A 13,119-nucleotide genomic window follows, 5' to 3' on the forward strand; every position below is an offset into this window, starting at 1 on the left:
TCAGACTCCGTCCCTGGGCGCCGGGAAGGTCTTCCGCAAGGTGAACGCCCGCTCCGTCGGGCCGTGCTCGCGGATGTGCACCAGGCGTTCCTCCGCCTCGCGGACCGTCGGCCGGTGGCCCGCGGGGACCCACCACAGCGTTGTCATGACCTCCTCCATGCGCTCGAAGAACTCGTAGCGCCGCTTCAGCAGTTCCCTGTGCGTGCCCTGGTACATGAACGCCGTCAGGGCATCCGGGTCCCGCCACACCGACATGTTCACCAGCAGCCATTCGTCGCCGAAGATCCGCAGGTCCGTCGCGTCACCGCCCTCGCTCTGGAGCCGCCAGACGAAGCCGTCGGCGGCGTCCGCGACGGCGTTCACCGGGACGAGGTTGTCCACGAAGTCCTGCAACTGCGGTGAGTCCAGCGGATGTTTGAGGCAGCCTATGTTCACCTGGGCAAGCTCGTGAATGGTCATGGCCGCACAGTAATCAGGCACTCCTGAGCGGCCACCGCCATTTCGACCAGTGAGACGTCCGTCCCCCGCTCCGCCACCAGTTGGAGCCCGACCGGACAGCCGTCGCCGGTGAAACCGGCCGGGACGGTGGCAGCCGGATGGCCGCTCAGATTGAACGCCCAGGTCAGCGCCGTCGAGTAGACATCGGTTCCCGGGCCCTCGTGGCCGTGCGGGCGGTTGGGGGTGGCCGGGGTCAGCAGCAGGTCCGCCCGGGTGAACAGCGCGTCGAGCCGCCGGTCGTTCTCCTCCCGTACCGCCTCCCCCTGCGACGGGCGGCCACCGCGCACGGCCGACCAGGCGTCGTACGGGTCGAGGAGCGCGCAGTCCGCGGCCACCGTCCGCACGACGCCGGCGGACTCCAGCCGTGCCACCGCCGCCCGAGCTGCCTCCGCCACCTCGGGGTCCGTCGCGGCGAAGCCGAGGTCGGGCGACCATACGGCCCGCAGGGGCAGTGCCGGGGGTGCCGGCGCGTACGCGTCCAGCACACAGCGCAGATACGGCCGGGCGTCCGCCGCGGTGGGCGTCAGCACCCCCGCCGCCGCCAGACCCGTACGGTCGGGCGACGGCAGCAGCCCGTTCGTCGTCTTCAGCCCGAACACCCCGCACCACGCCGCCGGGATCCGTACCGAGCCCGCGCCGTCGCTGCCCGTCGCCAGGCCCACCATCCCCGCCGCGACCGCCGCCGCCGAGCCCGCGGACGACCCGCCCGGGGTGCGGTCCGCACGCCACGGGTTGCGGGTCGGCCCGTGCGCGCCGAGGCCCCAGGTCTGCCAGTACGTGCCGGGCCCCGGCACCGACGTGGAGCCGACCGGTACCGCGCCCGCCGCGACCAGCCGGCGTGCCGCGTACGAGCGGATGCCGGAAGGCCCCTTCACGGCGAACGGCAGCCCGGCCAGCGGCAGTCCAGGGTCCGTGGCGCGCTCGCGGGCGAGCGCGTCCTCGCCCCACACCTCGATGAAGGCGCTCAGGCCCGGATCGAGCCGGCCGATGGCCTCCAGCGTCCCGGCGATGTTCACGAGTCCCAGAGTGCCGCCTCCATGACCGCCCGCGCGATCGGGGCCGCGCTGCCCCCGCCGCTGATGTCCTCCCGTACCGCGGACGCGTCCTCGACGACCACGGCGACCGCGACCGCGGGCAGGGCGGCGTCGCGGCCCTGCGCCCAGGCGATGAACCAGGCGTACGGGAGTCCGGAGTTGTCGATGCCGTGCTGCGCGGTGCCGGTCTTGCCGCCGACGGTGGCGCCCTTGATCGCGGCGTTGGCGCCGGTGCCGTCCTCCACGACGCGCACCATCAGCTCACGCAGCCGCTGCGCGGTGGCCGGGTTCATGGCCCGCCGGTAGGCGCGGGGGCCGTTCTGCGCGGCGAGGTCGCCGTTCGACCGCGTCAACCGCTCCACCAGGTAGGGGGTCCGGATGTCGCCGCCGTCGGCGACGGCCGCCGCGACCATCGCCATCTGCAGCGGTGTGGCCGTCGTGTTGAACTGCCCGATCGAGGACAGGGCGAGCTGGTCAGGGGACATGTCGGTGTCGAAGTTCGACGCCGTGACCGCCGACGGGATCCGCAGGCCGGAGTCGTTGAAGCCGAAGGCGCGTGCCGTGGCGACCATGTCCGTGAGCCCGACCCGTACTCCGAGGTTCGCCATCACCGTGTTGCAGGACCATTGGATGGCGTGGGCGAGGGAGGCGTTCCTGCAGCCCTTCGTCGCGTTGGGCAGCGGTGTGCGGGTGCCGGGCAGCAGGTACGGCTCCGGGGTGCGGGTGGGCGCGTCGACGTCGTCCACGGCCCCGGTCTCCAGCGCGGCGGCGGCCGTCACGATCTTGAAGGCCGAGCCCGGCGGATACGTCTGACGGATCGCCCGGTTGAGCATGGGCTGCGTGGGCGCGCCGTTGAGCCGCGCCCACACCCGCGAGACGCCGCTGCCGGTGCCGGACAGCAGCCCGGGGTCGTAGGACGGGCTGCTGACCAGCGCCAGGATCCTGCCGGTCGACGGTTCGACCGCCGCGACCGCCCCGCGCCGGCCGGCGAGACCCGTATAGGCGGCCTCCTGCATCGAGGCCCTGATCGTGGTGACGACGTCGCCGCCGGGCGGCCGGTCGCGGATGATGTCGTTCCACAGGGGCAGCCGGGTGAGCAGGGGGTCGGTGCCGCTGAGGATCGAGTCCTCCGCATGCTCGACGAACGAGGTGCCGTACGTCTGCGACGCGTAGCCCGTCACCGGCGCGTACAGCGGCCCGTGGCGGTAGGTGCGCTCGTGGCGGAGCTGCTCGCCGGTGTCCCTGGACCCGGTGACCGGGAGGCCGTCGACCAGGATGTCGCCGCGCGGCTCGGCGTAACGGGCGATGGCCTGCCGGCGGTTGGCGGGGTTCCGCTCGAGTTCGCCGGCCTCGACGAGCTGTACGCGGGCGGCGTTGACGAGCAGCGCGAGCAGCAGCAGCAGGCAGAACACGGCGGCGTGCCGGATGCAGCGCGTCACTGCCGTACCGCCGGCGCGGGGGGGAGGGCGCTCACGTCCACGGGTGCGGGGTGCGGCGCGCGGGCCGAGTGGCTGGCCCGGACGAGCAGCGCCACCATGATCCAGTTGGTGACCACGGAGGAGCCGCCGTGCGCGAGGAACGGCATCGCCATACCGGTCAGCGGGATCAATCCCGTCACGCCGCCCGCGATGACGAAGACCTGGAGCGCGAGGATGGAGGACAGGCCCACCACGAGGAGCCGGCCGAACGGGTCGCGCAGTGCGAGCCCGGCGCTGAAGCCCCGTGCGACCAGCAGGGCGTAGAGCAGGAAGATCGCGCTCAGGCCGACGAGGCCGAGTTCCTCCCCGGCGGTGGCGAGGATGAAGTCGGACTTCGCGGCGAAGCCGATGAGCACGGAGTGGCCGAGCCCCAGTCCGGTGCCCAGCATCCCGCCGGAGGCGAAGGCGAACAGCGACTGGGCCAGCTGCCCGGCGCCCTGCCCCGCCTCGATGCTCGCGAACGGGTTCAGCCAGTCCTCGACCCGGCTGTGGACGTGCGGCTCGAGCGATCCCACGGCGTACGCGCCCGCCGACGCCAGCACCAGGCCGACCGCGATCCAGCCGAGCCGGCCCGTCGCCACGTACAGCATGATGACGAAGAGCCCGAAGAACAGCAGCGAGGTGCCGAGGTCCCGCTCCAGCACCAGCACGCCGACGCTGACCAGCCAGACCGCGACGATCGGGCCGAGGACCCGGCCGGTGGGGAGCTGGAGCCTGCGGATCAGACGGCTGGCGTGGGTGAGGGCGTTGCGGTTGGCGGCGAGGTACGCGGCGAAGAACACGGCCAGCAGGATCTTGGCGAACTCACCGGGCTGGAAGGACAGTTGACCGAGCCTGATCCAGATCCTCGCCCCGTTCACCGGGGGGAAGAAGATCGGCGCGCTGAGCAGGACGAGCGCGGCGGCGCCCGAGACGTACGCGTACTGCCGGAGGGTGCGGTGGTCGCGCAGGAGCAGGACGACGCCGATGAACAGGGCGACGCCCAGCGTGGACCACACCAGCTGGGTCGGGGCCGCCCGGTCCTGCGGCGTCTCCAGGTCGAGGCGGTAGATCAGCACCAGCCCGAGGCCGTTGAGCAGGACCGCGATGGGCAGCAGCAGTGGGTCCGCGTACGGGGCGCGCAGCCGTACGGCGAGATGCGCGAGGAGGGCGAGGACGCCGAGGCCCGCTCCGTAGCCGGCGACGTCCGGCGGCACGGCGTCGTTCCTGGCGAGTCCGACGGCGACGTAGCCGTAGACGCAGATGAGGACCGCGCAGACGAGGAGCGACAACTCGACGCCCCGCCGCTTGACGGGGTGCCGCGCGGGGTGTGGCTCGGGCGGTGGAGCGCCCGCCGTCGTTCCGGTCATGCCACGCAACGTAGCAAGTGGCGGGTTTGTTTGTCCCTTTTATGTCATAGTGCGCCGACGTCGAACAGACGGACTGTCACATCGGTTCGCCCGGCTTCGTGAACGGCGCACACCCGGGCCGCGTCAGATGTGCCAGGGCGCCGCCCTCCGGCGCGTTCGTGAAGCGCAGCTGGGCGCCGGTCACGGCCGACTGTCCCGCCGCGATGGTCGGTCCGAGCCCGTGCCCTTTGCCGCCGCCCTCGGTCCGGAACCGCTGCGGCCCGTGCTCCGCCGGATACGCCGGACCGCCCGGCCCGTGGTCGTGGACCGCCACCCCCGGCCCGTCCACGGTCACCGCCACCGGGGGCCGCCCCGCCCGCCCGTGTCCTGCGGCTCGCGGCTGCCGCTTCCGGTGCGCCCGCCCAGTGCTGTCCCGGCTGCTGCGCCCGTCCGCCCAGTGCTGTCCCGGCTGCTGCTCTCCCGCGCTCAGCGCTGGTACGGGTGCTGTCCCGGCTGCTGCGCCTGCCCGTGGGGCTGCCCGCCGTGGGCAACCTGGCCGCCCGCCGACTGGAGCTGCAGCTGCTCCGCCTGCTCCGAGGTGATCTGCTGCTCCGCGCCGCAGAAGGTGCACTGCGTCGCGTACTTCGTCGAGAACGGGAACAGCGGCACGAAGAACAGCGTGAACTTCGTGACGCGCTTCCTGAGCGTGTGCGCGGAGGGATTGCCGCAGTGGCCGCACACCAGCGTCAGTATCGCCAGCTGGTAGATGTACCCCTTGGTACCGAAAATGATCATGTTCTCGGGTCCTCCCCGTTCCTGGTCCGCTCAAGGTCTGCGGTGAACCGCCCGCCGGCACAGGGCCAGCAGCCTCTCGTCGTCCACGATGTCATGGCCGTCCGCCCCGTTGTCGAGCGCGTTGTGACGTCGTGCGCACAGCAGCTCCCGGTCGACGAGCCGCTCCGCACCCTCCGCGCCCGCCGTCGTGAGCTCCGCCAGGCACTCCGCCGCCGGAATCCGGGCGCGCGGCAGCGTCTCCCAGACGGAACGCAGCGCCGGCCACGCCTGCTCCGGATCGCCCGTCACCCGCCACAGGGCGCCCGCCGCCCTCACCCGTGTCCACGGCTCGATCGACCGCAGCAGCCTGCCCAGCTGAGGCGCCGCCGCGGCTCCGGCCGGACCGAGGCCCGCGAGCACCGAGGCCGCCGTCCGCCTGGCCCCGTGGTCCGGCACGGTGAGTACCGAGCACAGCACCGGCATCACCGCGTCCGCGTCGCCCTCGATCGCCCACAGGGCCCCCGCGGCCCGCGCCACGAGCGACGCGTCCGCCCAGGAGGAACCCGAGGAGCTCGAGGGCACGGGTCTGGAGCTGCCCTGCGCGCGATGCCCCGCCTCGTGCAGCAGCGCCCACAGATCGGGCACCGCCTCGCCCGCCGCCGGCCCGAGAGCGGTCAGCGTCCGCACGGCCGACTCGACCACCCAGGCGCGCCGTTCGCCCGCCGCGCTCCGCAGCACGCGCAGCACGGCCGGCACCGACCGGGCCGCCTCTTCGCCTCCGCCGACGACGGACAGCCCGTGGAGCAACGGCCCCGCCCGGTCGAAGAACCGGTCGTCCAGCTCGATGCCGGCCAGCCGATCGCACAGCGCCGGGGCCAGCGGCGCGGCCGCCCGCCCCAGCTGATCCAGCGAGTGCCCGAGGTCCCGTGGGGGCTCCGCCCGCTCCAGCAGCCGCGACAGGAGGGGGACCGCCCGTGCGTCACCCGCCCTCGCGAGTGCCACGACTGCCGGGCCGAGCGTCGGCGGCCCGTTCTCCCACTCGCGTATCCAGGCACCCGGGTCGGCGTCCAGGCGCTGGGCCAGCGCGTCCACCGCCGGCGCCGCCAGGCCGAACAGCTCCTTCAGGGCGTACGCCGCCGCCCCGCTCAGCCGGGGGTCGGGGTCCGCGAGCTGCTCGCCGATCAGCCCCACCAGCTCCCCGTAGGCGCCCCGCCACGTCCGCAGCAGCGCGCTGCTCATCCGTACGGCGTCGATGCGCTGCGCCCGGTCCGGGCTGCACAACTGGTCGGCCAGCAGCGCGATCCGGTCGTCCACGCGATCGCCCAGGCCGGAGTGGAGCGCACGCAGCAGATCCGCCGCCCAGGGGGCGCCGCGGTCCGCGGTGTCCGCCGCCCGCACCTGGCGCAGCTGCCCCAGCAGCGTCGGCGACGGCAGCCGCTCCGCGGCCTGGAGCGATGCCATCGGCTCCGTCCGCAGCTCACGCAGCAGCTCCGTCACCCCCGGTACGACGTCGGAGGGCAGCGCCGTGGGTGCGCAGCGGGCCAGCTGGGCGAGCGCGGCCAACCGCAGCCCCGCGCCATACGCCATCCCGGACAGGCCGGTGAGCCACTCCACCACCTCGGGCAGCAGGCCCTGGTGCCGCAGCGCGATCCGGCCGGTGGCCTCCACGCAGGCCAGCCGCACCTCCGCGTCCGGTTCGCAGTCCAGCCGCGCCCGCAGCAGCCGCAGCACCCGCACCGGGTCGCTGTGCAGCGTGGCAAGTGCGAGCGGCGCGGCGAGCCGCACCCCGCGGTCCGGGTCGCCGACCAGGGCGAGGAAGACATCCGCGCCCGCGGTGACCGCCGAGGCGGCCATGGCGTAGTTCGCGGCACCCTCGAACTCCTCGTCCTCCGGGTCCAGTTCGTCGTCGCCGTCCAGATCGATGCCGCCGATGCTGGTCAGCAGCTCGACTATGCCGCCGCGGTCCTGCACGGCGGGGTCCGCCGCCAGCTCCATCAGGAACGGGATGCAGGCCAGCGTCGAGTCGTACACGTCCCCCTGGTGGTGCACGGTCCCGTACATGCCGTCGAGTGCGGTCTCACGCTCGACGGGATCCGCGGAGGCGAGTCCGCGCAGCAGCTCCGGCACATCGTCGGCCGGGCCGTGGGCATGCTCCAGAGAGGCCCATTCGACCTCGTCGATTCCCGCGAACACGATTGTCCCCCTCCCAAGAAACCTTGGGTCTCAACCCTTGTGTCTGGGGGAAGTGTGCCCCACGGATCCGACATCCTGACCGGTATCCGGCGGGGTTGTCTCGGCGTTGTTGAATCCAGGCCTGTTGCCGCCGTCGGCCGTGGCTGTTCCCATGGTCGGGGGTGGTGATGCCGATGCAGCGACTACGGGTGACGCCCACACGTGTCCAGGGCAGGGACCGCCTGTACGTGAGCCTCCCCGGCGGCGCCGACGTCGCCTGGTACGACCGCGACACCGGCCGGGTCGCCCTGATCCGCGAAAGCCACCGCGACGCCGTGCTCGCGGCCCTCGCCCCCTTCACGACGGGCGAGATCACGGTGGGGCCGCCGCCCGTCCCCACCCGTGCCGAGCTCGCCCGTCTCGCGCTGCCGCCGGACGACGACCTGGCGCCCAACCGGCCCGGCGAGGCGCTGCTCGCGGACCTCGAACGCCACCCGCCCGCCGCCCTGCGTCTTCGGCCGGACCCGCGGCGCTCCGACCTCGAGGCGCAGGCGCGGATCGGCGGCATGCTCGAGGAACTGGAGCCCGCGGGCTGGCGCGTTCTGCACTCGGTGCCCCTGCCGGGCGCCGACCGCGTCGACCATCTGGCCGTCGGCCCCGGCGGCGTACTGGCCCTGCACACGCTCGCCGCCCACCGGCAGCGGGTGCGCGTCGACGGCGCCCGGGTTCTGGCCGGCCGCGGCGGGGGCTGCGACCTGAGGCTCACCCGACGCCGCGCGGAGCGGGCCGCGCATGCACTGACCGTCGCCGTGCGGCCCGTTCTCGTCGTGGTGGGCGCGGCCCGTCTGGACGCGGCCTGGGCGGACGGCGACGTACGGATCCTGCGGGGCGAGGAGGTGCCCGCGCTGGCCCGGCAGGGCGGCGTGCTCAAGCCGGCCGACATCGAGGCGCTGTACGCGGCGGCGCGGGACCGCCGCACCTGGCTCGGTGCCTGACGGCCCCGCCCGCCGGGTGTCCTACGGCTGGAACGGGTCGCTGCTCGCCGGAGGTTGTGGCCCCACCGGAGCTTGTCGCCTCACCGGAGGTTGTCGCCCCAGCCGCCCTGCATCATCGTCTGGAACGCCCACTTCCCGTCGCGCCTGATCAGGATGTCGGCGTAGCGCAGCTGCTCGGTCCGTCCGTCCATGGTCATGGTCGAGTCGGTGAAGACGACGGCCATGGCGGGGGAGAGGAACACCGGAGTCCGTACCGACTCGAAGGTGATGTCGTCGCTCCCGTCGCCCATCACATGGCCCATGGTCTCGATGAACTGCCGGCGGTCCCACTGGGCGGAGGCGCCGTCGCCCTGCGAGTCGTCGCTGATCAGGTTGAGCGGGAAGACGGCCATGTCCGCCATGCGCCCGACGTCGCGTTTTGCGCTGTGCGCGTCGTAGGCGGCGAACCACTCCTGGATGCTCGCCAGCTCCTCGGCGCTCGGGGTGTATCCGGTGTCGGGCAGAAACGTCACACTTTCTCCTTGCCGCTCATCGACTGTGGCCACGCACGTGGGTGACCCCCTGGGCCCACCTACGTGCGTCGAGGAAGGTAATGCCCCGACCCTTCAGTAGTCAAACTTGATTAATCATATCCGGTCGAGTTCCTCCGGAGTCCTCAGCCGCAGCACGGTCGTCACGGTGTGCCGTGTGGTGCCCAGTTCCACCTCGGCCGTCACCCCTGGCTCCACCGCCCGGTACGCCACCTCGCCGATCCCTGTCGCGACGGCCGCCCCCGTCCCGCCGGTCGACCGCCCGCCCAGCACCGTCGCGGACTGCGCCCGTAGCCCCGGCTGCATCGGGCTGGACACCAACGGGGTGTCGTCGTCCGGCAGGACGACGACCAACGCGGTGGGCCGGCTCTCCGGCCCCGTGAAACCGACGACCGCCGCGTCATGCGTCGCGGTGTGCCGCAGCTTGCGCCACAGCCGCACGCCGCCCCGGTACGTCTGGTCGAGCCGCTTCACCACCAGCCCCTCGACGCCGATCGCCGGCAGCCTCTCGTACCAGCCCTGCGCCTCCTCGGCGTCGAGCGTCATCGGTACGGGCTGCAGAGGCGGCCCCAGCGGTGCGACCAGCGCCACCAGCCGCGCCCGCCGTTTCTCGTACGCGAGTGGCCGCAGATCCTCGCCCGACTCGGCCAGCAGGTCGAAGGCGGCGTACGAGGCGGGCAGGCTGCGCGCGAGCGTGGGTGCCCGGCCCGGTGTGGCGGCCGCCCGCTTCTGCACCGCGGCGAAGTCGGTGCGTCCCTCGCGCCACACCACCACCTCGCCGTCGAGCACCGTGCCCTCCGGCAACTGCCGGGCCGCTGCCGCGAGATCGGGGAAGGCGGCCGTGACGATCCGCCCCGACCGGGCCTGCAACAGCACCTCGCCGTCGATACGGAAGATCACCATCCGGTGGCCGTCGAACTTCGGCTCGTACGCCAGCCCGGCCGCACGCGGCAACACGTTCACCGATTCGGCGAGCGCGACCTTCAGCGGCGGCCGGGGCAGCGTCACGGCAGGCGTCCCGCTCCGGTGTGCTCGGCGACCGGGGCGAACAGGTCCCCGTACCGCTCCAGCCTCGGGCCGATGGCGGAGAGCCGGAACACCAGACCGGCCCCGTTCGCGCTGCCTTCCTCGACCTCCTCCCAGGTCACCGGCGCCGAGACGGTCGGCTCCTGGCGGGCCCGCAGCGTGTAGGGGGTGGCGGTGGTCTTCGCGGCGGCGTTCTGGCTGTGGTCGACGAAGACCTTGCCGGGCCGCAGCGCACGGGCCATCCGGTGCAGAACGAGCTGCGGCAGCGCCGCCTCGCCCTCGACGGCGAGGGACTTCGCGTACGCGGAGACCCGCTCCGACGGTGTGGGTTTCAGCGGCACGACCAGATGCAGCCCCTTGGAGCCGGACGTCTTTGCGTAGGCCGTGAGCCCGTCCTTCTCGAGCCGCTCGCGCAGCCACAGGGCCACCGCGCAGCACTCGGCGACGGAGGCGGGAGCGCCGGGGTCGAGGTCGAGGACCATCCGGTCGGCGACGGCCGGCTGCTCGGCCCGCCACTGCGGTGTGTGGAACTCGACCACCAGATTCGCCGCCCAGACCAGTGATGCGAGGTCCTCGATCACGACCTGCCGCGCCTTCGGGTCATCCGACCGGGGGACCGGGGCCGTGCGCACCCAGCCGGGTGTTCCGGGCGGCGGGTTCTTGGTGAAGAACAGCTGGCCGTCGGGGCCGTCCGGGTAGCGGAGGAAGGAGACGGGCCGGCTGCGGAGATGGGGGAGGATCGCCTCCGCCGTGATGGCGTAGTAGTGCACGATCTCGCCCTTGGTGGTCCCGGTGGCGGGGTGGATGACCTTCTCCAGATTGGTGAGCGCCAGTCGCCGCCCCGCCACCTCCGTGATCGGCGTCATACGATGAGAATCCCATGAATCTCGGGCGAAAGGGATGAAACGTGCGATCCATCTGGAACGGCGCGATCTCATTCGGGCTGGTCAGCATCCCGGTCAAGCTCGTCAACGCGACGGAGAACCACTCCGTCTCCTTCCGACAGATCCACGCCGCCGACGGCGGCCGGATCCGCTACCGCAAGGTGTGCGAACTGGAGGAGAAGGAGGTGACGCAGGCCGAGATAGGCAAGGCGTACGAGGACGCCGACGGCTCGATGATCCCGATCACGGACGAGGACCTCGCCTCCCTCCCGCTGCCGACCGCGAAGACGATCGAGATCGTCGCCTTCGTCCCCGCCTCCGAGATCGACCCGCTCCAGATGGACACGGCCTACTACCTCTCCGCCAACGGCGTACCGGCCGCCAAGCCCTACACGCTCCTGCGTGAGGCGCTCAAACGCAGTCAGCGTGTGGCCATCGCCAAGTTCGCACTGCGCGGACGCGAGCGGCTCGGTATGCTGCGGGTCGTCGACGACGTGATCGCCATGCACGGGCTGCTGTGGCCGGACGAGATCAGGGAGCCGGAGGGGGTCGCCCCGCAGAGCGACGTCACCGTGCGGGACGCCGAACTCGACCTGGCCGACGCGCTGATGAACACCCTCGGCGAGGTCGACCTCGAGTCCCTGCACGACGACTACCGCGAGGCGGTCGAGGCCATGATCGCTGCGAAGGCCGAGGGCGGGGGCGCGGCCCCCGGGACGGCGCCGCCGGAGCGCGAGGGCGGCAAGGTCATCGACCTGATGGCCGCTCTGGAGAGCAGTGTGCGCGCCGCACAGGAGGCGCGGGGCGAGGGCGCGGAAGAAGCCCGTGAGGCGGAGGTGACGCCGATCAAGGGGCGGCGGGCCGCAGCCTCACCGAAGTCGCCGGGCGGGGCGAAGAAGTCGACCTCCACCACCGCGAAGAAGACCGCCGCCAAGAAGACGGCGGCGGCCAAGTCCACGTCGTCGGCGGCGAAGAAGTCCTCTTCGAAGACGTCCACCAAGTCCACGGCGAAGTCGACGGCCAGGTCCACCGCCAAGAGGGCGGCCCCGTCCGCGAAGAAGCGCTCCTCGGCGTGACGGTGTCCGGGCGCGGTGGGCGGCGTCCGGTGGCGCTCGGCCGAAATCTCCTCCCGGCGTTCGAGCGCCGCCCCCCCTGGTCAGAATCTCCCCCGCCACCGCGTCCGGGCGGTCAGCGCCCCACGGTGGCGGTGGCCGTGGTGCCGCAGCACTCGAAGGTCTGCACGGGTGCGCCCGACGTCTGCCTGATCCGTACACCGTCGAGCACCGCGTGTGGGCCGACAGCCGATGCGACGACTGCGACACCGTGTACGCCGCCCCGGATCCGGTCCTTGTGGACCGTGAAGGAACCGTCCCGGAGTGCGATCCCGACATACGAGTTCCACCGGATGCTGTTGTGTCCGATGTCGACGCCTCCGCCTGCGACGTCGATTCCGACCTGGTTGCCTTCGATCCGGTTGTGCCGCAGGACGGTGCCCGGCGAGTCGGCGAGGATGCCCGCGTGCTGGACCTCGTTGAAGAAGTCGGGGCCGCAGCCCGGGTCGGGCTCCCGGCACTCGTTCTCGCTGATGGTGCTGTGGGTGACACGGCCTGCCGAGCCGGCCACGAACTCGATGCCATCGGTCGACAACGTGGGGTGCCCGGTGACGGTGCTGTGCTCGACGGCGGCGGTGGAACCCTCGTTGAGGACGACCACGCCCGCGCCCTGGTAGCCCGTGATCTCGGTGTGACGAATGGTCGCCGAACCCGTACTGGTCATCGGTTCCCCGATGCGGACGGCGTTGGCGCTGCGGAAGCAGGGTGCGGCGGGGGTGTCGGTGATGTGGGTCACGGCGGCGTGGCCGAGGTCGAGATGAGCGCCCTCGAGCACGCGGATGCCGGAGCCGAGAGCGCCGTTCTCGCACGTGCCGGGGCCCGGCCCGCTGACGGCGAGGCGGGACAGCGAGACGGACGCGCCGTTGCGGATCTCCACGATCGAGTTGCTGCCGCCGACGCCGGGAGCCAGAGTCCGCGGGGCCAGAATCGTCGTCCTCCGGTCGCCCGATCCGACGATGGAAACGTCCTTGTCGATCACCACTTGTTCCCGGTAGACACCCGGCCGGACGGCGATCCGGTCACCGGCGTCGGCGGCGTCGACCGCTGCCTGGATCGTCGGATGGTCCATGGGGACCACGAGGTCGTGTCGCCCGTCGGCCGCTGCCGACGTCGTCACCAGCGGACCGGCGATCGCGGTGACGACACAGAGGCTCAGGCGGGCGGCCGCCCTGACAAGTCGAGTTGCCATTCCGATTCCGCTCTCTCGTGGGGGCGCTCGCACCCCGGATCCGGGCATGGAACCGGGCAATCGAGAACCGTCGGCCGGACACCCCGGCCGGGCCGCCAA

At 72.6% G+C, this 13,119-nt stretch carries 13 protein-coding genes; 2 read left to right on the forward strand and 11 right to left on the reverse strand.

The features are described from left to right. The 7 genes from ACZ4SA_RS01305 to ACZ4SA_RS01335 all read right to left on the reverse strand — a co-directional run bounded on the left by ACZ4SA_RS01305 (position 1) and on the right by ACZ4SA_RS01335 (position 7,305). The gene (locus ACZ4SA_RS01305) at positions 1–459 is read right to left on the reverse strand and encodes a DUF3291 domain-containing protein (protein ID WP_468268256.1); all 459 of its coding nucleotides are present in this window, start codon (positions 457–459) and stop codon (positions 1–3) included. After that, entirely contained in the window at positions 456–1,508 is a 1,053-nt protein-coding gene (locus tag ACZ4SA_RS01310) for an amidase family protein (protein WP_468268479.1), read from the reverse strand. The genes ACZ4SA_RS01305 and ACZ4SA_RS01310 overlap by 4 nt, the downstream gene beginning before the upstream one ends. Positions 1,509–1,510: 2 nt before the next feature. Continuing rightward, entirely contained in the window at positions 1,511–2,971 is a 1,461-nt protein-coding gene (locus ACZ4SA_RS01315; RefSeq protein WP_468268259.1) for a penicillin-binding transpeptidase domain-containing protein, read from the reverse strand. Next, a complete protein-coding gene (locus ACZ4SA_RS01320; RefSeq protein WP_468268262.1) occupies positions 2,968–4,359 on the reverse strand; it encodes an FtsW/RodA/SpoVE family cell cycle protein in 1,392 nt (463 codons plus the stop codon). The genes ACZ4SA_RS01315 and ACZ4SA_RS01320 overlap by 4 nt, the downstream gene beginning before the upstream one ends. A 76-nt stretch (positions 4,360–4,435) precedes the next feature. Next, entirely contained in the window at positions 4,436–4,699 is a 264-nt protein-coding gene (locus tag ACZ4SA_RS01325) for a hypothetical protein (RefSeq protein WP_468268265.1), read from the reverse strand. 125 nt (positions 4,700–4,824) lie between these two features. Beyond that, a complete protein-coding gene (locus ACZ4SA_RS01330; protein ID WP_468268268.1) occupies positions 4,825–5,133 on the reverse strand; it encodes a zinc-ribbon domain-containing protein in 309 nt (102 codons plus the stop codon). 30 nt (positions 5,134–5,163) lie between these two features. Continuing rightward, complete coding sequence (locus ACZ4SA_RS01335) at positions 5,164–7,305, reverse strand: PBS lyase (RefSeq protein WP_468268270.1); 2,142 nt, start codon at positions 7,303–7,305, stop codon at positions 5,164–5,166. Positions 7,306–7,478: 173 nt separating this feature from the next. Here ACZ4SA_RS01335 and ACZ4SA_RS01340 point away from each other — a divergent pair, with 173 nt between their 5' ends. Further along, a complete protein-coding gene (locus tag ACZ4SA_RS01340; protein ID WP_468268273.1) occupies positions 7,479–8,279 on the forward strand; it encodes a nuclease-related domain-containing protein in 801 nt (266 codons plus the stop codon). 80 nt (positions 8,280–8,359) lie between these two features. Here ACZ4SA_RS01340 and ACZ4SA_RS01345 read toward each other — a convergent pair whose 3' ends face one another. From ACZ4SA_RS01345 to ligD, 3 genes are all read right to left on the reverse strand, one after another. Next, complete coding sequence (locus ACZ4SA_RS01345) at positions 8,360–8,791, reverse strand: nuclear transport factor 2 family protein (RefSeq protein ID WP_468268276.1); 432 nt, start codon at positions 8,789–8,791, stop codon at positions 8,360–8,362. Between the two features lie 114 nt (positions 8,792–8,905). After that, entirely contained in the window at positions 8,906–9,817 is a 912-nt protein-coding gene (locus ACZ4SA_RS01350) for an ATP-dependent DNA ligase (RefSeq protein WP_468268279.1), read from the reverse strand. Further along, the gene (gene ligD, locus ACZ4SA_RS01355) at positions 9,814–10,701 is read right to left on the reverse strand and encodes a non-homologous end-joining DNA ligase (protein ID WP_468268282.1); all 888 of its coding nucleotides are present in this window, start codon (positions 10,699–10,701) and stop codon (positions 9,814–9,816) included. The genes ACZ4SA_RS01350 and ligD overlap by 4 nt, the downstream gene beginning before the upstream one ends. A gap of 41 nt (positions 10,702–10,742) precedes the next feature. Between ligD and ku the strand changes: the two genes are divergently transcribed. After that, positions 10,743–11,795 (forward strand): non-homologous end joining protein Ku, encoded by a 1,053-nt coding sequence (gene ku, locus ACZ4SA_RS01360; protein WP_468268285.1) that lies wholly within the window; start codon positions 10,743–10,745, stop codon positions 11,793–11,795. A gap of 112 nt (positions 11,796–11,907) precedes the next feature. On the opposite strand, the gene ACZ4SA_RS01365 is transcribed toward ku, so the two are convergent. Beyond that, positions 11,908–13,020 carry a right-handed parallel beta-helix repeat-containing protein gene (locus ACZ4SA_RS01365; protein WP_468268288.1) on the reverse strand — a complete coding sequence of 371 codons (1,113 nt, stop codon included), beginning with the start codon at positions 13,018–13,020 and terminating at the stop codon, positions 11,908–11,910. Positions 13,021–13,119: the final 99 nt, after the last annotated feature.

Source organism: Streptomyces sp. NPDC027962, assembly GCF_055566095.1.